Source organism: Oceanobacillus damuensis (assembly GCF_001618145.1).
Classification (GTDB): Bacteria; Bacillota; Bacilli; order Bacillales; family Amphibacillaceae; genus Oceanobacillus; species Oceanobacillus damuensis.
In genome coordinates this window covers 14,287-36,082 of record NZ_LQNF01000015.1, presented here as the reverse complement: position 1 = coordinate 36,082, position 21,796 = coordinate 14,287, and the positions used below count along the sequence as shown (strand labels likewise).

Here is a 21,796-nt window from a genome sequence, read left to right as displayed (position 1 = left end):
TTTATAAATTCACCTCTCCATCTCCAGCCAATGCGGCGATTACTGCCCCACGTACGACAATTCCAACTAACTTATCGTCCTCAACAACAGCGACCGGGGTTGGTGAATCGTGGATAATTGTGAAAATATCATGCATGGTTGTTTCTTTTTTCACTTTAGGTATATCGGTTTGTAAAATATCTATTAAGTTAGTGCTCTCATTTTTCCGGGCATGTGAAGCATCTTCTGCAGTAATGTACCCTTTTAAATTACGCTTTCCGTCGATAACCAAAATACTGGATATCCCTTCTTCACGCATTCGTTCAAGAGCGACCCTCGGGCCATGTTTTTCAATATTAACTGTTTCAGGACGTTTCATAATATGCTCAGCAGTTAATATTTTGGATCTGTCTACATCCTCCACAAATTTTTCAACATAGTCATTTGCAGGGTTTACTAAAATCTCCTCAGGTGTTCCGATTTGTACGACAACACCATCTTTCATAAGCGCAATATGATCTCCTAATCGTAATGCTTCATCCAGATCATGTGTAATAAAAATAATTGTCTTCTTCATTGAGGACTGTAGATCAATCAGCTCATCCTGCATTTCTTTGCGGATAAGAGGATCCAATGCAGAGAAAGCTTCATCCATCAATAGTACTTTTGGGTCGTTGGCCAAAGCTCGGGCTAAACCAACCCGCTGCTGCATACCGCCCGATAATTGTCCAGGCTTCTGATGGATATACTCACCTAAACCGACCATTTGTAAAGCTTCTTTTGCCTTTTTCTCACGTTCTTCTTTCGGTACATTTTGAACCTCCAGACCAAACTCGGCATTTTCCAATATAGTTCGGTGTGGAAATAAAGCAAATTGCTGGAATACCATACTTAATTTTTCTCTACGTACTTTGCGCAATGCTTTTTTATCCATTTGCGCCAAGTCCTGGCCCTCTATCAAGATGCTTCCCTCTGTCGGTTCGATCAGCCGGTTCAACAATCTGACCAAAGTCGACTTCCCACTGCCGGAGAGGCCCATGATGACAAAGATTTCTCCTTCTTCCACGGAGAAATTGGCACGATTTACCCCAACTGTATTACCGGTTTGCTTTAAAATTTCATCTTTGGTTAAACCTTTATCCATAAGCTTTAACGTTTGTTTAGTATTTTTACCAAAAACTTTTGATAAATTTTTAGCTTCAATTACTGCCATATCTTTCACCTCTTGATTCGTTGTTGACATATTTTGTTATAAACACGTAAAAAGACATGCTACTATTCTATCAGCATGAATACACAGGAATATAATGAAGCCTATAAAGGATTCATTTCCAAAACCCACTTATATCCGATCGGCATTTTACCCATTACTCAACTGTAAACCTTATAATTGTCAGATTCAAACCTCAAATTTGATTGTTTCGTTAAATATTTTGCTTGCATATTAGAATGAGGGAGTTTGAAGCCGCAATTCCATACAATTTCTCTTTTATCCTCCAACATACTTCCAGCAACTCTACTTTCGCATAGTTCAATATGAAGTCCTTTTTTATAAGGTTTTCTTCCCGAAGATTGAACTGTGTATCGTTTTTTTTGCTATGCCTGGATAGCTGTGTACGTTTATCTGTTCCGAGCAATCCCGGACAGACGAAAGCATCAGCAGATGTTCAAAAGTCACACAAAAAAACAGCCTGTTAAAAGACTGTTTCTTTGTTTTATAACTATGCTTGCTGCATCATTGCTGGCGGGACATCACCCTGTTGATAACGATGGTCGAGATCGACGAATTTATTGTATTCTTTTACAAAAGCAAGCTCAACCGTGCCAGTCGGGCCGTTACGTTGCTTTGCAATTATGATTTCGATAATATTCTGTTTCTCTGTTTCTTTATCATAATAATCATCGCGATATAGAAACCCTACGATATCAGCATCCTGCTCAATACTTCCTGATTCACGGATATCGGACATCATTGGCCGCTTATCCTGGCGGGACTCCACTCCACGGGAAAGCTGTGACAGGGCAATTAATGGAACTTTTAGTTCACGTGCAAGTGCTTTTAACGCACGGGATATTTCCGATACTTCCTGCTGACGGTTTTCACGGGAACTTCCGCTTCCTTGTATAAGCTGCAAGTAATCTATTAATATCATGCCAAGGCCATGCTCTTGCTTTAAACGCCTGCATTTCGAGCGGATTTCACTGACACGCACTCCTGGGGAATCATCAATATAAATTCCTGCATTGGACAAGGAGCCCATAGCCATCGTTAATTTACCCCAGTCATCTGCCTGCAATTGACCATTACGCAAACGCTGTGCATCAATATTTCCTTCTGCACAAAGCATACGCTGTACAAGCTGATCAGCACCCATTTCCAGACTGAAAATGGCGACATTCTGATCTGTTTTTACTGCTACGTTTTGTGCCACGTTAAGGGCAAAAGCTGTTTTACCAACGGATGGCCGGGCTGCAATGATAATCAGATCATTTGGCTGAAAACCGGAAGTAATCCGATCTAAATCATGGAAGCCTGTCGGAACTCCCGTAACATCACCTTGTTGCTGATGAAGCTGTTCAATATTATCATAGACATCAATCAATACGTCTTTAATGTTTTTAAATGCTCCGGTGTTTTTCCGTCCAGACACTTCAAGGATATTTTTCTCCGCATCATTGAGTACATCTTCAACTTCGTCTTCCTTTTCAAATGTAGAGGTAACAATATCTGTTGCTGTACGGATCAGTCGCCTCAAAATTGCTTTCTCTTCAACAATTTTGCTGTAATATTCAATATTGGCAGCTGTCGGGACACTTTCCGCCACTTGTGAAAGATAGGTTACGCCTCCCGCTTCTTCCAGCTGCTTTTTATTATTCAAATAGGTCGTGATTGTGACTACATCAATTGGCTCTCCCTTATCGGAAAGACTCATCATTGCAGCGAAAATACGCTGATGACTTGCACGATAAAAGTCTTCCGGAACGAGTAATTCAGATGCTGTCGAAAATGCCTGGGGCTCCAGAAATATAGCTCCAATTACAGATTGTTCCGCTTCTATATTATGTGGTGGTGTTCTGTCATTCCACGATTGACTCATCGTTCTTTCCCCCTTTGTTAAAGAGGCGAATTTGATCCCTCTTTATATTTCTGATTACCAATATATACAAGTATACTGCCAAATACAGAAGAAATCGGCAATTAAGCCGATTTCCCTGATATTATTTCAGTATTTTCACAGTTTATGATGCTTATTGTTCACTTACATGGACTTTAACGGATCCGGAAACCTCGGGATGGAGCTTAACTGGAACGGTTGTATATCCCAATGCACGGATAGGCTGATCAAGCTCGATTTTCCGTTTGTCGACTTTATGGCCATGCTGTTTCTGCAAAGCGTCTGCAATCTGCTTGCTTGTAATGGAACCGAACAGGCGACCACCTTCACCGGATTTTGCTTTCAGTTCAATTGTCAATTCTGCCAATGTATCTTTAAGATTCATAGCTTCTTCCTTTTCCTGTTGTTCAAGCTGGCTGCTTTTTCTTTTTTGTGCTTCCAAAGCCTTCAGACTGCCTGCTGTTGCTTCCTCTGCCAATTTATTTTTCAATAGGTAGTTACGGGCATATCCATCAGGTACGTTTTTTACCTCACCTTTTTTAGCTTTCCCTTTTACATCTTTTAGAAAAATTACCTTCATTCCGATTCTCTCCCTTCGTAATACTCATTCAAAATATCGATGAGGAATGCTTCCGTATCCTCTATCGTTGTATCCTCTATTTGAGTAGCAGCATTTGTCAAATGACCGCCACCATTCATTTTTTCCATAATTACCTGTACATTGACCTCACCGAGTGATCGGGCGCTGATACCTATTCTGCCGTCTTCCCTTTCCGAGATGACAAATGAAGCTGTAATGCCAGTCATTGTCAGAAGTGTATCGGCAGTCTGGGCAATCAGAACAGGGCTGTAGGCTGTTCCTGTTTCCGCCTTGGCAATCGCAATATGCTCCCGATAGATTTTAGCGCGTTCGATAATTTTACTTCGTTTTATATAAAGATCTAAATCTTCCTTCATAAACTGCTGTACCAATACCGTATCTGCACCCTTTGAACGCAAATAGGATGCAGCGTCGAACGTTCTGGAACCAGTCCGTAATGTAAAGCTTTTTGTATCTACAATAATACCTGCCAGCAGTGCTGTAGCCTCAAGCATTTTGAGTTTCGTTCCTTTTGGCTGGTATTCCAGCAACTCTGTTACGAGCTCTGCAGTCGATGATGCATATGGTTCCATATATACCAGGGTTGGATTATCAATAAATTCTTCCCCTCTGCGGTGATGGTCAATAACTACCTTGTACTCCGATTTATGAAGCAGACTTTCAACAGCTACCATGGATGGTTTATGTGTATCCACAATAACCAATAGACTTCGGTTTGTTGCAATTTCTTCTGCTTCCTCAGGATCAATGAAATAGTTCCATAATTCTTCGTCGGATTTTATTGCATCGACGAAACGGTATACACCTGTATCCAGATCATTTGGATCGAAAACAATATGTCCATCAATATTATTTGTTTTGGCGATGTTTAACACACCTATTGCGGCACCAAGTGAATCCATGTCCGGTGACTTGTGGCCCATGATGATGACATTATCACTTGCCTTGACCAATTCTTTCAGGGCATGTGATATTACTCGGGCTCTTACACGGGTACGTTTTTCCATCGGGTTTGTTTTCCCTCCATAGAAACGTACCTTCCCTTGATCCTCTTTAATCGCAACCTGGTCACCGCCGCGACCGAGGGCAAGGTCAAGACTGGACTGTGCCAGTTCTCCCAGTTCAGGAAGACTTATATTTCCCACTCCGACGCCAATGCTCAATGTTACTGGGTTACTCTCGGCACCATTCATTTCACGAACGTCATCCAGTATATCAAATTTAACTTTCTCGAGCTGCTGGAGAATTTCTTTCGTTCCAACTGCCAAAAACCTTTCCTGTGAAGTACGTTTTAAATACAGCCCATAATGACTTGACCAATTATTCAAAACTGTGGTCACTTGAGAGTTCAACTGGCTTTTGGCTGTATCATCCATGTTCTGGGTAATTTCTTCATAATTATCAAGAAAGATAATGGCAAGTATTGTTTGTTCGTTATGATACATTTGCTCCAATTCTTCCTGATCTGTCCGATCAAGCAAATAAAGCAGCCGTTCTTCTTTTCTGATGATTGTCATAAACTTATATTCATCTATCTCAATCCAGACACTATCTTTATTCTCTTTAATCATTGGAATAAGATTTTCGGACAGTTTATTCAGCGAATCACCAACAAGTGAATCACTTTCCTCACTGAATTGATTCATATAGGGATTAGCCCATTCTATGTTGTAATCTTCATTATATAGGATAATTCCAAATGGCATTTCCAGTAATGCTTCTTCCCCAACTTTCTTTATTCGATGGGAGATCGTGGAAATATATTGTTCTGCTTCTTGAAGAAGTGCCCTTTCTGTCCTGATACTGTAGTAAAAGGAAGCAGCCAAAACGACAGTCATAATGAGACCTAACATCCATTGGAAATACCAAATGACACCAAGCAAAATTACGGATAATAAATAAATTACCCATAAATGGCTGCTTAATGTTGGTTTTTTTTGTAAGTCCGGCATCGCATTCAGCTCCTATTTCATATCACCTGTGATTATTACTGTGCTATTTTTTGTTTTCCAGGTGATCTCTTAACCTAAAGCCTATATCAATTATACCTAAGATTCTAATGAAATAAAGCAGAAATGTAGGAAAAAGTATCGTAAGGATTACAATAAAGATCGGTATAGACTTTGAAATTTTCTTATGATAGGCATAATAGAATATAAAGGAAAATCCCTGCATTGTCATTATTAGACCTGTAAGCACGAGGACATTCTGTACTGCCGTAAAGAAAAAGCTTGATGGATCACGGCTGATAAACGAAAAGATCAACGCAAAAAAGTAAATCCATAATATGGATGGTGGGAATCTCAGATTGCGAAAAGGAGAAAACCGAAGTTCTTTCTTTTCAAGTCTATTTATAAATTTATAGCTGATCCATTGCGAAAGAAAAGCAAGTACTAGAGCAGATAACGCTAAGCCTACAGGCAGCAAATCAATCATAGTCTGTACCTGCAGCTGGATTAACGCTTCAAATTCCTCCGATTGTTCAGCTACTCCAAAAGATTCCATAAGGGAGGAGCTCATTTCCAAGGAGTCTGTTACCATAACCTCTAATTCATCCACCCAGTTCACAGAAAATATCATTTGACTGGAAACAAAAACAAACAATAGACCGATTACAAACCCAAATGTTCCTCTTGCCCATGTTTCATATGGTGAATACTCTTTATAAATTGCGCTCCCTACAGTTATGCCACCTAATCCCATTAATAAAGCAAGCGGTAAGGAGAAGAAGGTTGCGAACATTGTTGCCAACACTAAAGAAACAGCAAACATCACTAAGGAAGGCTTAAAGCCGTGTCTTGAAGCGAATAAAACAAAAGGAACCGGCAAAAAGAACATACTGAATACCGATAACACTGGGACGAAAATGGTAACCAGCAATATTACCATGAAAATTGCCAGCAGTAATGCCCCGTCAGTCATTTTTCTTGATTGATTCATTCATTGCACCTCATCTATGCTAGTTAAAAATATAGTAATTATTACGTATTATAATATGATAACACGATTCGTACAGAAAGGCTTGTCGGAAAATGTAGATACTATTATTTCCCGGGGAATAAAAACCCGCCTGTGGGACGGTATATTTCAATAAAACTCTCTTTTTTTTGTCATATTTTGTCACTATTAATTCATTTTTTGTATTGCATTACAGACGCTTTATTGTTTCATTTCCATTATAATAGAAGTAACAACGACGGGAGGCTTCGAGGCCATTTGCGTATTCCTATTCTTCCCGTTATGAAATAACCAATCATGAAGGATGAAATTAATGATCTATTTGCAAGTGTTTCTTCATAGCATCAGACTGCCGAGAAAAGATGCTATGTTTCAATTGAACCGAATCGGAATGGATGCCGCTGTCATATATATGTTTATTCTGTTGGCAATTGTCTCCGTCCCTGAATTGATTGAAAGATTATCAGCCACAACCGGCTTTGGAGCCGATCTTAATTTTATTTTGAAACTCATCTATTTTTTCATGTTTTATTATCTCCCGCTTACGATTATCGTCATTATGTGCCTATCCTTAATTGCATATGCGGGAAGAGGACTCACCTATCTGATGAGACGCAAGCTGCGTTACCCTGTACTTTGGAAAATGTGTGCATTTACAACAACCATTCCGTTCCTGTTTTATGCTGTCATCACCTTTATTTTCCAAGTCAGCGACATCTATCTGGTCTTTGCTTTTATTTATACCACCGGACTATTAGTAAGGATGATTTTGCATTATCCGAAACGAAGAGAGCGTACTTAAAAATGAAAAACCTCAAAATCCAAATTAGATTTTGAGGTTTTCTTTTATTACTCTGATACATATGGAAGTAATGCCATAGTACGAGCACGTTTGATTGCAATTGTAAGTTTACGTTGGTATTTTGCAGAAGTTCCAGTTACACGACGTGGAAGAATTTTTCCGCGTTCAGAAATGAAACGTCTTAGCAAATCAACATCTTTATAATCGATGTGTGTAATTCCGTTGGCTGTGAAGTAACACACTTTACGACGCTTAGCGCGTCCGCGACGAGCTGCCATTGATACCCCTCCTTTTAGATTCTAGAATGGTAAATCATCGTCTGATATATCGATAGGCTCTCCATTATTCTTAAATGGATCCTCTTGAGTTTGATTCTGGTTTTGCTGGGATTGATTTTGGTTTTGAAATTGGTTCTGATTTCTGTTTTGCTGGAATCCTGATGAGTTTTGGTTTCCTTGAGAAGAGGAACCCTTTGACTCTAAGAATTGTACACTGTCTGCAACTACTTCCGTCACAAAAACAGTTTTACCATCCTGGCCTTCGAATGTACGTGTTTGAATACGACCATCCACACCTATCATACTACCTTTTTTCATGTAGTTAGCAAGGTTTTCAGCCGGTTTGCGCCAAACAACACAGTTAATGAAGTCTGCTTCACGGTTTCCCTGTTGATTAGAAAAAGGTCTGTTTACTGCAATCGTAAAGTTAGCTACAGCAACGCCATTCGGTGTATAACGTAAATCAGGATCCTTCGTTAACCTGCCTACTAATACGACACGATTTAACATCAGAACCACTCCTTATTATTGTTCATCTCGAATTGTAATATGACGAATAATGTCATCAGAGAACTTAGCAAGGCGATCAAATTCGTTTACTGCTTCTTCACCACTGCTGAAGTTAATCAGAACATAATATCCATCACGGTAGTCATTGATTTCATAAGCAAGACGTTTCTTGCCTTTTTCATCTACTTTTGCGATCTCCGCCCCATTATCAGTTAAGATCTTGTTGAAACGCTCAATCAAAGCTGTTTGAGCTTCCTCTTCAATGTCTGGGCGGATGATATACATGATTTCGTATTTTCTCATCCGTTACACCTCCTTTTGGTCTTAGCGGCCCCTATCTGCTGGCAGTTTTTTTACCGTCCTTCGATAAGAGCAAGGAATAATCAAAAATCTAATTACTCACAATGATATATTATACCAAATTTTTTACAGAATAACAAGCCTTCGAGAGATCCAAATTATACGTTATCACCAATTTTATCCGTTCTGTGCCTGTGCCATACAAAGACATTCAGTGAAAATAAGTCGATACCTTACTGCCGTTTTATTTATTAAACATTAAAACGGAAATGGATGACATCTCCATCCTGAACGATGTACTCTTTACCTTCCAGTCTTACTTTTCCTTTTTCCCTTGCATGCCCCATCGATCCAGCTTCCATGAGGTCTGTATAGGATACTGTCTCGGCTCGGATAAACCCCTTTTCAAAGTCGGTATGGATAATTCCTGCTGCCTGGGGTGCTTTGATCCCCTTACGGAAAGTCCATGCCCGCACTTCCTGTTCACCGGCAGTAAAGTATGTTGCCAGTCCCAGAAGTTGGTAGGATGCTTTGATAAGCTTATCCAAGCCTGATTCTGCAATCCCTAAATCATCAAGGAACATCTCTTTTTCTTCTGCATCAAGTTCAGAAATTTCCTCTTCAATCTTTGCACAGACTACAATCACTTCGGCATTTTCTTTTTCAGCATATTCCTTTACTTTCTGTACATTTTCATTCGAATCAGGGTCAGCAACTTCTTCTTCACTCACATTAGCAACATATAATGTCGGTTTGCTCGTTAACAAATGAAGTCCTTTAACAACTTTTTCCTGTTCTTCGGAAAATTCAATTGCCCTTACAGGTTTCTCTTCTTCCAGTCCAGCTTTAATTTTTGCAAGTACATCCTGCTCTGCCACGGCGTCTTTATCCTTTTGTCTTGCAAGCTTTTCAACTCGGGTAAAACGTTTATTGACCGTTTCCAGATCCGCCAATATCAACTCCAGATTAATGATTTCAATATCATCAATTGGATCCACCTTGCCGGAGACATGGGTAATGTTCTCATCCACGAAACAACGGACAACCTGACAGATTGCATCGACCTGGCGAATATGGGACAGGAATTGGTTCCCCAGTCCTTCACCTTTACTTGCACCTTTAACAATACCGGCAATATCAGTAAACTCAAAAGCTGTTGGTACGGTTTTTTTCGGTTTTACTAATTCTGTTAATTTATTTAAGCGCTCGTCAGGCACTTCCACAATTCCCACATTTGGATCGATCGTGGCAAACGGGTAGTTTGCTGCTTCTGCTCCAGCCTGTGTAATTGCGTTAAAAAGCGTGGATTTCCCCACATTCGGAAGTCCGACGATTCCTGCTGTTAATGCCATTAAACTTTCACTCCTTAAGGATACCATTCATATGAACGCGTTCGTTATTCCAATTATAGATATTAGTATGTAAAAAGACAAGCGCGTAAAAAGCAAAAATAGGCATATGATGGATGCCTATTTTTGCTTGAAACCCTATTACTTTTAAATTTTTTAATCTCTTTATGCTTCTATAATACTATTATAGGAGGGTTATAGTCAATTTTAACTATTTTTTAAATTATTTCGGATTCCTTCAACTTCATTTGCGCGGGGATCCATTTATGCTTAGATAATATTTTGCTGTTTTTATTCCTCTGCTTTTGCAATAACCTTTTTCATCTTCTTCGTAAATTCCCTCCGCGGGATCATCACACTATGTCCACAGCCAAGGCACTTAATACGAATATCCATCCCCATTCGAATAACCTTCCAGCTGTTTTCTCCGCATGGATGAGGTTTTTTCATTTGTACAACATCATTCAGTCCAAATTCTTTCTCCATTTTCGGGCTCTCCTTTTTTTCCTATTATTATAACGGATATTTAGAGGCCGCGCTCTCTATTTTCCCTGATGAATTTTTGCTTCTCTTCAGTGGAATACATCATAAGACGAGGCGCAGGTATTTCGATGCCGGATTTATAAAGCTTGTCCTGCATTTCTTTTCGGATATTCCTTTCCCCTGCCCACTGGAAGCCTGGCAATGTGTCCGCTATGACACGCAGAACAAAATAGGAAGCTTCCAAGTTCTGTACTCCGATCGTTTCTGGAACACCTACAATATATTCATATTTCTCAGGCAGTGTAGCGGCTACCTGATTAATGATTTTTTCTGCATCGTCTACATTGCTTTCATAAGGAATGTTGATGTCAACCACGGCAAGTCCATTGTGTAAGGAATAATTCGTCACCTGTGTAACATTGCCATTTGGAAGAATATGCATTTCGCCAGTCCAGCTAAGTACTTTTGTTGTGCGCAGTCCGATTTCTTCCACCGTTCCCTCAATACCGGAAACTGCTACATAATCCCCTACGGAAAATTGATCTTCAAATATGATAAAGAATCCGGAGATGATATCCCTGACCAGATTCTGTGCACCAAAACCTATTGCCAGTCCAACAACCCCTGCACCAGCGAGCAACGGGCCAATTTCAAAGTTAAGTACACCTAATATCATTACGATTGCCATGAAATAGACGATATAGGCAACAACATTTTTAATCAGTTTTTTTAATGTATTTTCACGTCTTGGTGAAATTCGGAGAGGTCCGGTTTTGCGATTTTTAAAAACGTTATCGACCAATGATCTTGTAACCTTCACGATTGCCACCGCGAGCAAAACAATAGCGACAATCCTAAATAATACGTAAAGTAATGTGGTCCATAAATCAGGACCAGTAATATATATCCATAAATCCATTAATTGTTCATTTATTTTTTCCATGCTAAAACCTCACTTCAATTATTTACGGTTGTCCAATTTATTCCAGATTGGATATAGTAATAGTCTGGCCAAAACATATAAATTCAGCATGCCATAAATCGGATAGATAATGCCGATTAAGGTGGAGAAACCAAAAGTAGTTAAAGGAATCATTATGAACAATGCTCCGATTACAATCAAGTATAGTGGTTTTCTGAAATATTCCTGCATTCTCGAAGCAATTCCTAGCATTCCTGAAGCTGCCGTGGTAAAAATAGCGAACCATAAAAGAATTGACATAAGCACGAGAATCTCAAACGGATAATGCTTTAAAATGGCAAATAAGGGGATTTCGTATAGAAGAATTTCATCTGCAATTTGAATAAGACTATTATTATAGATATAGGAGATGACACCGAGAGAAATGCCGCTTCCAAGGCAGGCAATCAAAATTTCCTTCCTGGAATAAACCTTATTTCCAATCGCACCAAGTACAGCAATCAGGGGCAGGATATTTAATGCTGTAAACGGAAAGGCAGCCATCCAATTCCTTTGTTCATGCCAATGGGAAAACAACTTCAGTTCCTGATCTATCGTAAACATAACCAAAATATACAGCATGCCACCGAGCAATATAGGAAGGATGAGTCGGTTGATATTTATCAGTCCATTTACACCTTTACTGAACAACAAAACCAATGCGACGGCAATAACGACTATTCCCCACCAATAGGAAAAATTAAACGCTTGTCCTGTAGCTCCACTACCGGCAATCATTATGATTGTGGTCGTAAATAAATACAATAGAATCATAACATCAAATACACCGGTCAATCTACTGCCAACAATCTCCTCAAGTACCGGTAAATAATGAGAAGTCTGTAATCTGTAGCTGATATCCATGATTACCATACAGCACAGGGAAAATATTAGAGCAAATAATAATATGGCAAGTCCGCTTTCATGTCCAAAAAATTGCCATAGTTCCCTCCCCGAAGCATAACCTGCACCAATTGTCGTCCCTATAATTAAAAACATCCATTTTAATCCGGCTCCCCACATTTTGCTTCCTCCAATTATTTCAATATTCGTATGTATAGTTCAATCAAAAAATCCGTATACTATACCAATATGTTTGTGGAGGATAAGCTATGAGTCTAAAAAGTCGATTTGATCATTCAGCTGAACATTTCCGTATGCCCCATAACGATTCAGACATTTTATCATTAATGAGTGAAAGGATCATTTCCTGGTTTCCGGAAATCCCGCGTGAATATGTAATACTTTGTATTGGGACAGACCGTTCAACGGGAGATGCACTTGGTCCATTGGCAGGTACATTTCTGCAAGAGTCAAAACCGAAACACATGAATATTTATGGTACACTTCACAGACCGGTTCATGCGGTAAATTTACAGGAATCAATTGATACAATAAAGTCGAATCATAGGAACCCTTTTATTATCGCAATTGATGCCTGCCTCGGACGGAATTCCTCCATTGGGCATATCATTACGGAAAAAGGTCCATTACAGCCAGGCTCAGCCTTAAATAAAGCATTACCGCCCATAGGTGATATCAATGTTACAGGTGTCGTTAACATTAGCGGTTTTATGGAGCATTCTATTTTGCAAAGCACCAGACTATCGATTGTTATGGATATGGCAAGACAAATTTCTTCCATATTAAACAGAATCGATCAGCGTTTAACCTATAATCCTTCTCCTTCAGTAGTTATTCCTAAAGAGCAGCAAGTTAAAAAATGGACGGTTTAATGGTCCGTCATAATTGTCTTGGAAAATGTTGACTCAGCTTGTCATGAGCTGAGGGAAGTATCTATTAAATATAACATATTTTTATATTGTCATTTTCCAAATTAAAGAACCGTCCTAGACTCCAAAGCAGGTTTCCGGACGGTTCTAATAGAAAGAAGAATATAATCCTATGTAATAGATATGTAACACAGTAAACGTTCACTAAATCATGTACCGTGACTTTTCTTTCTCTATAAAAGCTGGTAGATATAAAAAATGAATCCTACTGTCAATATTGCCGGTAATAGATTACCTATTCTAATATTAGTTATCTTTAATATGTTCAAACCGATTGCTACAATGAGCAGTCCCCCTACTGCAGTCACTTCTACGATCATTCCATTTAGAAGTGATTCCGGAATCCACTTTTCAATCTGTGTAGCCAACAAAGCAATCGTACCCTGGTAGACAACTACCGGCACAACCGAGAAAATCACTCCAAATCCTAACGTTGTTGTCAGTACCAATGCAGCAAATCCATCAATAACTCCTTTTGTGATAAGAATTTCATGATCCCCGCGAATGCCGCTATCCAATGCACCGATAATTGCCATCGCTCCAATACAGAAAATTAATGTGGCTGTGACAAAGCCTTGAGCGACACTAAAATCACTTCCCGTTGATGTGAATTTGCTTCCTATCCAATTGCCGAATTTATTCAATCCCTCTTCCAAATGAATAAATTCGCCAATTACCGCTCCCGAAAGCAAACTCAATAGAATGATAATAATTTGATCTGTGACCATTGCCATTTGTAATCCGATTAATAGTACAGCAAGCCCAATCCCTTGCATGACTGTCTCTTTATATCTTTCTGGTATTTTTGTGAAAAACAACCCAAGAACGCTTCCAATTATGATGAATGCTCCATTAACCAACGTTCCAAATAATATCATTGTTATCTCTCCATCTATTTTTTCATCCTATACCTTATCCATTACTATGTATAAATTTAAATTCACACCAATGTTTCACGTGGAACATTGATGTGAATGATAAAGACTGACCAGTATTTCGTCAGTCCCTGTTAAAGTTTATTCCTATTTTATTTTTCGAGAAACTCAATGATACGGTTCAAATCATCATCGGTGTAAAATTCTATTTCTATTTTCCCTTTGCGCTTACCTTTATGAATATTAACGGCAGTACCCAAACGTTCCCGTAATACGGTTTCCCTCTCCTGAAGAAACACATCTTTTTTAGGTCTCTCCTTCTTCCGGACAGGTTTTTGGTTCAATTCCATAATCATTTTTTCTACTTGACGTACATTCAATTTTTCCTGACGAATTTTATTAACTAAAGGAATTAGATTGTTCTTGTCTTTTAAGCCCAATAAAGCTCGTCCATGGCCCATCGACAATTCCCCATTATTAATATAGGCAACAGCCTGTTCTGGCAAGGAAAGCAGACGAACAATGTTTGCTATGTGTGATCGGCTTTTCCCTAAACGTTTTGATAATTCTTCCTGTGTGATTTTTAATTCCGATATTAAATTTGCATAAGCATGGGCTTCCTCTATTGGTGTCAGATCTTCACGTTGCAGATTCTCCAATAAAGCAATTTCCATCATTTTTTCATCAGATAACTCTTTAACTACAACAGGAATCGTTTTAAGGCCTGCTTCCTTTGCAGCGCGAAATCTCCGTTCACCAACCACTATCTCATAACCTTTAATACTCTTTCTCGCAATCAACGGTTGAATAATGCCGTATTCCAAAATGGATTCCTTGAGTTCCTCAATTGCATCTGCATGAAATGTTTTTCTCGGTTGATAAGGATTTGGTCTGCACTGAGTGATAGCAATCTCTTGAACGGAAGCTTCATCCTGCTTTTCCATATCAGGAAAAAAAGCATTTAGCCCTTTACCCAACCCTTTCGCCATTAGCCATCACTTCCTTCGCTAATTCAAGATAAACTTCCGCACCCCTGGATTTCGGATCATAGATAATGATCGGTAACCCATGACTAGGCGCTTCGCCCAACCTTACATTTCTAGGTATGATTGTTTGATAGACTTTATCCTGAAAATATTTTTTCACTTCTTCAATTACTTGTATTCCCAAATTGGTTCTTGCATCAAGCATCGTTAACAGGACACCCTCTATCATCAGGTGTTTATTCAGATGTTTTTGAACAAGTCTGATTGTATTCAATAACTGACTGAGCCCTTCGAGTGCATAGTATTCGCATTGAACAGGGATCATTACCGTATCAGAAGCTGTAAGTGCATTGATAGTCAGTAATCCCAATGATGGCGGACAATCTATAAGTATATAATCGTATTGTTCTTTTAAGCTTTCAAGTGCTTTTTTCAGCCGTATCTCTCTTGAAATAATCGGTACAAGCTCTATTTCCGCACCAGCAAGCTGAATGGTTGCAGGTATAATATCTAAGTTGTTTACATTTGTCGGAATAACAACCTCTTCTGCTGGTAAATCTTCAACAAGTACATTATAAATACAATGGTTCACATCTGCTTTGTTGACTCCAACACCACTGGTAGCATTCCCTTGGGGATCTGTATCAACAAGTAACACTTTATTACCTAAAGATGACAGGCATGCACTAAGGTTTACAGATGAAGTTGTCTTCCCTACACCACCTTTTTGATTTGCGATGGATATTATTTTTCCCATGTTGACACCTACCTAACTATATAAATACTATATTATCATTAATTACATTAAAACGACTATAAATTTCACCATTTTTGTAAATTTGTAATTTAATTCCCCACGATGATATGCTTTTGCAAAATCAAGCACGTAGAAATACCCATCTTGCAGAAAAGATGGGTGAAATCATGTATAAGTAAATAAAAGATATTATTTCTTCTTTGGTATTTTTATTGTGATTTGATAATAATCGTCCATTTCTTTCTCATCGGATTCAACTTCAACCCCAGTATCAGATACCATATTCAATGATTGGCGAATTGTATTCATAGCTATCCGAATATCTTTATTAACCCCTTTTAGCTTAGGGCGTTTTCTTTTTTCTTCTTTTGGTTCATTAATTTTTGCTATGCGTTCTTCTGTCTGCTTCACATTTAAATCATTTTCGATAATTGCCTGTAAAATTAATATTTGCTTTTCGACATCTTTTAATTTTATTAAAGCTCTGGCATGTCGTTCTGTTATTGACTTATTTAATAATGCTGTCTGCACTTCTTCAGGAAGCTTCAACAGACGCAGCTTATTAGCGATTGTTGATTGATTTTTCCCTAATCTTTGTGCTAATGCTTCCTGTGTTAAAGAATGTAACTCAAGAAGTTTCGCATAGGCCAATGCCTCTTCGATAACTGTCAATTCCTCACGCTGCAAATTTTCAATTAATGCAACCGATGCTGTCTCCGTATCGGACATTTCACGGATGATTGCCGGCACCTTTTCCCAGCCTAAGGACTGAACAGCCCTCCAGCGACGTTCACCGGCAATCAGCTCAAAATTTTCTTCGTCCAGTTGTCGAACGACTATAGGCTGAATCATCCCATGTGTATTGATTGTTTGCGCTAATTCCTTTATTTTCTCTTCATTAAAGATAGTTCTTGGCTGAAAACGATTAGGCTCGATTTTTCCTACTTCAAGCTGAAAAACCTCATCTGTAGAATAACCAGGTTCCTCTTGTTCAGTGTTCGCCTTCTCTCCCATACCAAATATCCGATTAAAAGGATGTACCACTACCTGACACCACCTTCATAAATAAACTAGTTTCTATGTATGTATAAAATTGTTTCACGTGAAACAATTTTGTTTGTTTATAATTTTAACAGACTGACAGTATAAAATATATTGATTAATAAAAACGCTACAGTATAAATACTGCGCGCTAAAAACCATCATTAATTATACCTATTCTACCATATTTGAATACGAAAAAGTAAAGAATAGTTTATGACTTTTCAATTCCATGTTTCATACTTCAAAGTGGAATATTATTCAATCGGCTCCTTATTTGGCAGTCCAGCTTTCCTCGGATATTTTTTTGGTGTCTTCCTTTTTTTATCTATAATTACAATCGAACGTTCACTATCTTCCTGCGGTAGTTTGAATGTATGGACGGCATTTGTTTCTCCTCCCAGCAATTCGATTGCATGTTTCCCATTATTGAGTTCTTCCTCAGCCTGGGATCCTTTCATGGCTATAAAAACACCATTTTTCTTTACAAGAGGCAAGCATAATTCGCTTAGAACAGACATACGTGCTACAGCTCTTGCTGTTACGACATCAAATGTTTCACGAAACTCGCTGTTTTTCCCGAAATTCTCTGCCCGATCATGATAAAAGGCCACATTAGTAAGTTCAAGCTGTGAGGCTAAGTGATTTAGAAAACCAATTCTTTTTTTCAGTGAATCAACAATTGTTACGTTTAGTTGGGGAAAACAGATTTTAAGCGGAATACTTGGAAATCCTGCACCTGCACCTACATCACAAATCTGCAGCTCCTTATCCAAGTCAAAATAAAATGCCGCAGTGATACAATCATAAAAATGCTTCAGATAAACTTCTTCCTTCTCGGTGATTGCTGTCAGGTTTATTTTTTCATTCCATTCCACCAACAGCTTAAAATACTTGGAAAATTGTTCCTGTTGATATGTACTAAGTTCAATTCCATGTTCTTTTAATGCGTTTACAAACTGTTCTGGGTTCATGATTAGGATGTCTCCTTTATAGTAATTGAAAGATAGCGGCGTATCTCCTTCATACGCCGCTATCTCAAATTTTATCCAATGAATGCTTAGTTGGCAATACGAGCGATATTCCCTTGTTGGATATAAACAAGCAATATGGACACATCTGCCGGATTGACACCTGATATTCTGGATGCCTGCCCTACTGACAATGGACGAACTTTTTTCAGTTTTTCCACTGCTTCTGTAGCAAGTCCATGAATATCATCATAATCAATATCAACAGGAACCTTTTTCTCTTCCATTTTCAGCATGCGCTCCACTTGTTCATTTGCCTTTTTAATATAACCTTCATACTTAATTTGAATTCCAACTTGTTCACTTACTTCAGGTGTGATTTCGTGATTACTTTCAATCATTCGGTCAATTATTTCGTAGTTAATCTCCGGTCGTTTTAACAAGTCGTATGCTTTCACTGCCTCTTTTAGACGTGTTGCACCGGCTTCATCCATCAATTCATTGATCTCTTCAGATGGCTTGATGACTATTTTACGCAGACGTTTTTTCTCTTCCTCCACCAATCGTTTTTTCTCAAGGAATTTTTTATAGCGTTCCTCAGAAATTAAGCCGATTTCATGACCAACATCAGTCAAACGCATATCAGCATTATCATGGCGAAGAAGCAATCTGTATTCTGCACGAGATGTCAACAAGCGATACGGTTCATTTGTCCCTTTCGTTACAAGGTCATCAATCATAACACCAATGTAGGCTTGTGAACGGTCCAAAATGACAGGTTCTTTGCCCAATGCTTTGGCAGCAGCATTGATGCCAGCCATAAGTCCTTGACCTGCAGCTTCCTCATAACCGGATGTACCGTTAATTTGGCCAGCTGTATATAATCCAGAGATTTTCTTTGTTTCCAGTGTCGGCCAAAGTTGTGTCGGCACCATTGCGTCATACTCTATCGCATAACCAGGACGCATAATTTGTGCTTTTTCAAGGCCTGGAATTGTTTTAATAATTTCATGCTGAACAGATTCAGGCAATGATGTTGACAAGCCCTGTACATAAACCTCTTCGGTATCTCTTCCTTCTGGTTCAAGGAAAATTTGATGACGCGGTTTATCATTAAAACGAACGATTTTATCCTCAATGGACGGACAGTAACGAGGACCAGTACCACGTTTCATTCCAGAGTACATTGCAGAAAGTCCCAAATTGTCATTGATTACGTTGTGGGTAAATTCATTTGTATACGTCAACCAGCAAGGAATTTGATCCGTAATTTGTTCGGTTGTTTCATAGGAAAACGCTTGTGGGTTATCATCCCCTGGTTGAATCTCCGTTTGTGAGTAATCAACTGTATGACTGTTTACTCTTGGAGGAGTTCCCGTTTTAAAACGAGTCAGCTCAAAGCCAAGCTCTTCCAGATGTTCAGAAAGTTTAATGGATACGCGTTGGTTATTTGGACCACTCTCATACTCCAAATCTCCCATTAATACTTTTCCTCTCATAAATGTACCCGTTGTGATAATTACTGACTCAGCATGATAGGCAGCATTTGTTTCGGTAATAACTCCTTTGCAAATACCATCTTCCACGATAAGCGAATTTACCATTCCTTGACGAACGGTGAGATTTTCTTCATTCTCCATCCATTTTTTCATTTCTTTCATATAGACAGGTTTATCGGCCTGTGCACGCAATGCCTGTACAGCGGGGCCTTTTCCTGTATTCAACATTCTCATTTGAATATAGCTTTTATCGATCACTTTGCCCATTATTCCACCAAGGGCATCGATTTCACGTACAACAATACCTTTTGCCGGCCCACCAATGGATGGGTTACATGGCATAAAGGCAATCATATCCAGATTCAACGTAAGCATTAATGTTTTGGCACCCATTCGTGCAGCTGCAAAACCAGCCTCTACACCAGCATGACCAGCTCCAATAACGATTACATCATATTTACCTGCATCGTATGTCATCTTTTTTCATCCTTTCTTATTATATTATATTTATTTACCTAAACAGAACTGTGAGAATAACTGGTCAATCAGACTGTCACTCGCAGTATCACCAATAATTTCACCTAAAAATTCCCATGTTCGGGTTACATCTATTTGAACGATATCCATTGGCATTCCCAGTTCAATGCCTTCCATTGCATCTTCAAGTGCTTGTTTTGCCTGTTTCAGCAGCTGAATATGCCTGATATTGGAAACATATGTCATGTCTCCACTATCAATTTCTCCTGCAAAAAATGTGTCTGCAATTGCTTTTTCCAGCTCGTCTACACCTTCTTCTTCTATTAAAGAAGTGGTAACGATCGGTCTGTTTCCTGCAAGTTCCTTTACTCTATCCATATTAAGCTTTTGATCCAAATCGGTCTTGTTAATGATGACGATATATTCCAGACCACCGACTGCCTCAAAAAGCTTTACGTCTTCATCTGTAAGTTCGTCGTTATAGTTTAACACAAACAAAATCAGATCCGATTCCTTCAATACTTTTCTTGAGCGCTCTACTCCGATTCTTTCCACGATATCCTCTGTTTCACGGATTCCCGCAGTATCAACCAATCGCAGTGGTACACCTCTTACGTTCACGTATTCTTCTATAATATCACGGGTTGTACCCGGAATTTCAGTGACAATTGCTTTATTTTCCTGTACAAGAGTATTCATTAATGACGATTTCCCTACATTCGGTCTGCCAATAATTGCGGTAGCAAGACCTTCCCGTAAGATTTTCCCTTGTTTGGCAACATCCAGCAGCTGTTCGATTTCCGCATGAACTTCCTTCGTTTTCCCACGCATCATATCATGGGACATTTCTTCGACATCATCATATTCCGGATAATCGATATTCACTTCCACATGTGCGACGGTTTCCAATAAATCCTGCCTTAGCCGCTGAATTAAACCAGATAGACGACCATCCATCTGCTTCAAGGCAACAGACATGGCTTTATCTGTTTTTGCCCGAATCAAATCCATTACAGCTTCAGCCTGTGACAGATCAATTCGGCCATGCAGAAATGCACGCTTTGTAAATTCTCCTGGTTCAGCCAATCGTGCTCCTTTAGATAGAATGATTTCTAGCACTCTGTTTACTGCAACCATTCCACCGTGACAATTTATTTCAACCACATCTTCGCGGGTAAATGTTTTCGGTGCACGCATTACGGAAACCATTACTTCCTCAGCAATTTCCTTCGTCTGTGGTTCTATAATCTTTCCGTAATGAATCGTATGTGAATCAACTTCCGTTAAGTTCTTACCTTTAAAGATCTTAGCTGTTATCGAAATTGCCTCAGGTCCACTCAACCTTACGATGGCTATTGCACCCTCACCAATCGGGGTTGAAATCGCAGTAATTGTATCTGTCTCCATCTCCGTCACCTCCAACATTTTTTTCTGAATCTATATTAATTAACATTATTATTTTTTTTAATGTCACTAACAAAATAGAATAACATACATTTAGGCAAAAATAAAGTTATCCACAAAAAAATATTTTTCTGATTTCTCTACTAAATTATCAACATGTGGATAATTTGATTTTTAAATTAGTTTTCTACTTGTGATTTGTTGCTTACAGACTTCGCAGTGGATATAGAATGCGACGTAACAACTATTTGTGTTAGAACTTTGGCTCGAATAATTGAAGCGAGATACTTCGGCGATCGCTCGGGGAAATACACTGCGCGCATCCTAAGGCGGCTGGTGAGCCCCTTCATGCTATCGCATTTCAGTGTCTCACCTATGCCTCTCTTCCCGTAGGAGTCTCCGTGTATTTCCCCGAGCTGATTAGCGCATGCTGCCAATTATAACCTGTGCGATAGCTAAACTAGCAATACACAGCTATACCAGTCCCGGTGAGCGGCGGGCGGTGACTCCTGCGGGAAAAGCACGTGTCCGAAGACCAGAAGAGTGGTTTTCTCTTCGGGGCTGAGGCCGTGCCCTAAGGATGCGCATCCGCCCAGAGCGATCTCGGACGACAGCAGATGCACAAATATTAATTATAAGTTATGTCGGTAGTTTAC

The 21,796-nt window shown here is 39.1% G+C and carries 21 protein-coding genes; 2 read left to right on the top strand and 19 right to left on the bottom strand.

Going from position 1 to position 21,796, the window contains the following annotated elements:
- Nucleotide 1: 1 nt before the first annotated feature.
- From A4245_RS10995 to A4245_RS10975, 5 genes are all read right to left on the bottom strand, one after another.
- Nucleotides 2-1,192: a quaternary amine ABC transporter ATP-binding protein gene (locus A4245_RS10995; RefSeq protein WP_067727789.1), complete on the bottom strand. Its 1,191-nt coding sequence runs from the start codon at nt 1,190-1,192 to the stop codon at nt 2-4.
- Nucleotides 1,193-1,700: 508 nt separating this feature from the next.
- Nucleotides 1,701-3,077 carry a replicative DNA helicase gene (dnaB, locus tag A4245_RS10990; RefSeq protein ID WP_067727788.1) on the bottom strand — a complete coding sequence of 459 codons (1,377 nt, stop codon included), beginning with the start codon at nt 3,075-3,077 and terminating at the stop codon, nt 1,701-1,703.
- Nucleotides 3,078-3,228: 151 nt separating this feature from the next.
- On the bottom strand, nt 3,229-3,675 hold the full coding sequence (gene rplI, locus A4245_RS10985) for a 50S ribosomal protein L9 (protein WP_067727787.1): 447 nt from the start codon (nt 3,673-3,675) through the stop codon (nt 3,229-3,231).
- On the bottom strand, nt 3,672-5,648 hold the full coding sequence (locus A4245_RS10980) for a DHH family phosphoesterase (protein WP_067727786.1): 1,977 nt from the start codon (nt 5,646-5,648) through the stop codon (nt 3,672-3,674). Before A4245_RS10980 ends, rplI begins: the two co-directional genes overlap by 4 nt.
- Before the next feature lie 43 nt (nt 5,649-5,691).
- The gene (locus A4245_RS10975; protein WP_067727785.1) at nt 5,692-6,636 is read right to left on the bottom strand and encodes a YybS family protein; all 945 of its coding nucleotides are present in this window, start codon (nt 6,634-6,636) and stop codon (nt 5,692-5,694) included.
- A gap of 331 nt (nt 6,637-6,967) precedes the next feature.
- Here A4245_RS10975 and A4245_RS10970 point away from each other — a divergent pair, with 331 nt between their 5' ends.
- Nucleotides 6,968-7,456, top strand: a complete 489-nt coding sequence (locus A4245_RS10970) for a hypothetical protein (RefSeq protein ID WP_067727784.1) — start codon at nt 6,968-6,970, stop codon at nt 7,454-7,456.
- Nucleotides 7,457-7,503: 47 nt separating this feature from the next.
- On the opposite strand, the gene rpsR is transcribed toward A4245_RS10970, so the two are convergent.
- The 7 genes from rpsR to A4245_RS10935 all read right to left on the bottom strand — a co-directional run bounded on the left by rpsR (nt 7,504) and on the right by A4245_RS10935 (nt 12,360).
- Nucleotides 7,504-7,734 carry a 30S ribosomal protein S18 gene (rpsR, locus tag A4245_RS10965; RefSeq protein ID WP_067727783.1) on the bottom strand — a complete coding sequence of 77 codons (231 nt, stop codon included), beginning with the start codon at nt 7,732-7,734 and terminating at the stop codon, nt 7,504-7,506.
- Nucleotides 7,735-7,755: 21 nt separating this feature from the next.
- Nucleotides 7,756-8,244 carry a single-stranded DNA-binding protein gene (gene ssb, locus A4245_RS10960; RefSeq protein ID WP_067727782.1) on the bottom strand — a complete coding sequence of 163 codons (489 nt, stop codon included), beginning with the start codon at nt 8,242-8,244 and terminating at the stop codon, nt 7,756-7,758.
- Between the two features lie 15 nt (nt 8,245-8,259).
- Nucleotides 8,260-8,547, bottom strand: coding sequence for a 30S ribosomal protein S6 (gene rpsF, locus A4245_RS10955; protein ID WP_067727781.1), 288 nt, complete (start codon nt 8,545-8,547; stop codon nt 8,260-8,262).
- 248 nt (nt 8,548-8,795) lie between these two features.
- Nucleotides 8,796-9,896 (bottom strand): redox-regulated ATPase YchF, encoded by a 1,101-nt coding sequence (ychF, locus tag A4245_RS10950; protein ID WP_067727780.1) that lies wholly within the window; start codon nt 9,894-9,896, stop codon nt 8,796-8,798.
- Between the two features lie 288 nt (nt 9,897-10,184).
- Nucleotides 10,185-10,379 carry a DUF951 domain-containing protein gene (locus A4245_RS10945; RefSeq protein ID WP_067727779.1) on the bottom strand — a complete coding sequence of 65 codons (195 nt, stop codon included), beginning with the start codon at nt 10,377-10,379 and terminating at the stop codon, nt 10,185-10,187.
- Nucleotides 10,380-10,419: 40 nt separating this feature from the next.
- A complete protein-coding gene (locus A4245_RS10940) occupies nt 10,420-11,319 on the bottom strand; it encodes a mechanosensitive ion channel family protein (RefSeq protein WP_067727778.1) in 900 nt (299 codons plus the stop codon).
- An 18-nt stretch (nt 11,320-11,337) separates the two neighbouring features.
- Nucleotides 11,338-12,360 (bottom strand): YkvI family membrane protein, encoded by a 1,023-nt coding sequence (locus A4245_RS10935; protein WP_067727777.1) that lies wholly within the window; start codon nt 12,358-12,360, stop codon nt 11,338-11,340.
- 89 nt (nt 12,361-12,449) lie between these two features.
- Between A4245_RS10935 and yyaC the strand changes: the two genes are divergently transcribed.
- Entirely contained in the window at nt 12,450-13,073 is a 624-nt protein-coding gene (gene yyaC, locus A4245_RS10930) for a spore protease YyaC (RefSeq protein WP_067727776.1), read from the top strand.
- A 230-nt stretch (nt 13,074-13,303) separates the two neighbouring features.
- Here yyaC and A4245_RS10925 read toward each other — a convergent pair whose 3' ends face one another.
- From A4245_RS10925 to mnmE, 7 genes are all read right to left on the bottom strand, one after another.
- Nucleotides 13,304-14,008: a DUF554 domain-containing protein gene (locus tag A4245_RS10925; RefSeq protein ID WP_067727775.1), complete on the bottom strand. Its 705-nt coding sequence runs from the start codon at nt 14,006-14,008 to the stop codon at nt 13,304-13,306.
- A gap of 149 nt (nt 14,009-14,157) precedes the next feature.
- Nucleotides 14,158-14,994: a ParB/RepB/Spo0J family partition protein gene (locus A4245_RS10920; protein WP_067727774.1), complete on the bottom strand. Its 837-nt coding sequence runs from the start codon at nt 14,992-14,994 to the stop codon at nt 14,158-14,160.
- A complete protein-coding gene (locus tag A4245_RS10915; protein ID WP_067727773.1) occupies nt 14,975-15,748 on the bottom strand; it encodes a ParA family protein in 774 nt (257 codons plus the stop codon). The genes A4245_RS10920 and A4245_RS10915 overlap by 20 nt, the downstream gene beginning before the upstream one ends.
- 189 nt (nt 15,749-15,937) lie before the next feature.
- The gene (noc, locus tag A4245_RS10910; protein WP_067727772.1) at nt 15,938-16,792 is read right to left on the bottom strand and encodes a nucleoid occlusion protein; all 855 of its coding nucleotides are present in this window, start codon (nt 16,790-16,792) and stop codon (nt 15,938-15,940) included.
- Nucleotides 16,793-17,046: 254 nt separating this feature from the next.
- Nucleotides 17,047-17,763, bottom strand: coding sequence for a 16S rRNA (guanine(527)-N(7))-methyltransferase RsmG (gene rsmG / locus A4245_RS10905; RefSeq protein ID WP_067727771.1), 717 nt, complete (start codon nt 17,761-17,763; stop codon nt 17,047-17,049).
- An 86-nt stretch (nt 17,764-17,849) separates the two neighbouring features.
- Nucleotides 17,850-19,736 (bottom strand): tRNA uridine-5-carboxymethylaminomethyl(34) synthesis enzyme MnmG, encoded by a 1,887-nt coding sequence (mnmG, locus tag A4245_RS10900; protein ID WP_067727770.1) that lies wholly within the window; start codon nt 19,734-19,736, stop codon nt 17,850-17,852.
- Between the two features lie 30 nt (nt 19,737-19,766).
- The gene (gene mnmE / locus A4245_RS10895; protein ID WP_067727769.1) at nt 19,767-21,143 is read right to left on the bottom strand and encodes a tRNA uridine-5-carboxymethylaminomethyl(34) synthesis GTPase MnmE; all 1,377 of its coding nucleotides are present in this window, start codon (nt 21,141-21,143) and stop codon (nt 19,767-19,769) included.
- Between the last annotated feature and the right edge of the window lie 653 nt (nt 21,144-21,796).

Bases quoted from the DNA above. Each gene is read 5' to 3' on its own strand.
- dnaB (WP_067727788.1), bottom strand. From the start codon at position 3,077: ATGAGTCAATCGTGGAATGACAGAACACCACCACATAATATAGAAGCG.
- yyaC (WP_067727776.1), top strand. From the start codon at position 12,450: ATGAGTCTAAAAAGTCGATTTGATCATTCAGCTGAACATTTCCGTATG.
- mnmE (WP_067727769.1), bottom strand. From the start codon at position 21,143: ATGGAGACAGATACAATTACTGCGATTTCAACCCCGATTGGTGAGGGT.
- rpsR (WP_067727783.1), bottom strand. From the start codon at position 7,734: ATGGCAGCTCGTCGCGGACGCGCTAAGCGTCGTAAAGTGTGTTACTTC.
- A4245_RS10975 (WP_067727785.1), bottom strand. From the start codon at position 6,636: ATGAATCAATCAAGAAAAATGACTGACGGGGCATTACTGCTGGCAATT.
- rpsF (WP_067727781.1), bottom strand. From the start codon at position 8,547: ATGAGAAAATACGAAATCATGTATATCATCCGCCCAGACATTGAAGAG.
- rsmG (WP_067727771.1), bottom strand. From the start codon at position 17,763: ATGAACCCAGAACAGTTTGTAAACGCATTAAAAGAACATGGAATTGAA.
- ychF (WP_067727780.1), bottom strand. From the start codon at position 9,896: ATGGCATTAACAGCAGGAATCGTCGGACTTCCGAATGTGGGGAAATCC.
- rplI (WP_067727787.1), bottom strand. From the start codon at position 3,675: ATGAAGGTAATTTTTCTAAAAGATGTAAAAGGGAAAGCTAAAAAAGGT.
- A4245_RS10995 (WP_067727789.1), bottom strand. From the start codon at position 1,192: ATGGCAGTAATTGAAGCTAAAAATTTATCAAAAGTTTTTGGTAAAAAT.
- A4245_RS10920 (WP_067727774.1), bottom strand. From the start codon at position 14,994: ATGGCGAAAGGGTTGGGTAAAGGGCTAAATGCTTTTTTTCCTGATATG.
- A4245_RS10970 (WP_067727784.1), top strand. From the start codon at position 6,968: ATGATCTATTTGCAAGTGTTTCTTCATAGCATCAGACTGCCGAGAAAA.
- A4245_RS10980 (WP_067727786.1), bottom strand. From the start codon at position 5,648: ATGCCGGACTTACAAAAAAAACCAACATTAAGCAGCCATTTATGGGTA.
- A4245_RS10925 (WP_067727775.1), bottom strand. From the start codon at position 14,008: ATGATATTATTTGGAACGTTGGTTAATGGAGCATTCATCATAATTGGA.
- A4245_RS10915 (WP_067727773.1), bottom strand. From the start codon at position 15,748: ATGGGAAAAATAATATCCATCGCAAATCAAAAAGGTGGTGTAGGGAAG.
- mnmG (WP_067727770.1), bottom strand. From the start codon at position 19,736: ATGACATACGATGCAGGTAAATATGATGTAATCGTTATTGGAGCTGGT.
- A4245_RS10940 (WP_067727778.1), bottom strand. From the start codon at position 11,319: ATGGAAAAAATAAATGAACAATTAATGGATTTATGGATATATATTACT.
- ssb (WP_067727782.1), bottom strand. From the start codon at position 8,244: ATGTTAAATCGTGTCGTATTAGTAGGCAGGTTAACGAAGGATCCTGAT.
- A4245_RS10945 (WP_067727779.1), bottom strand. From the start codon at position 10,379: ATGGAGAAAGAATTTGGACTGAATGATGTTGTACAAATGAAAAAACCT.
- A4245_RS10935 (WP_067727777.1), bottom strand. From the start codon at position 12,360: ATGTGGGGAGCCGGATTAAAATGGATGTTTTTAATTATAGGGACGACA.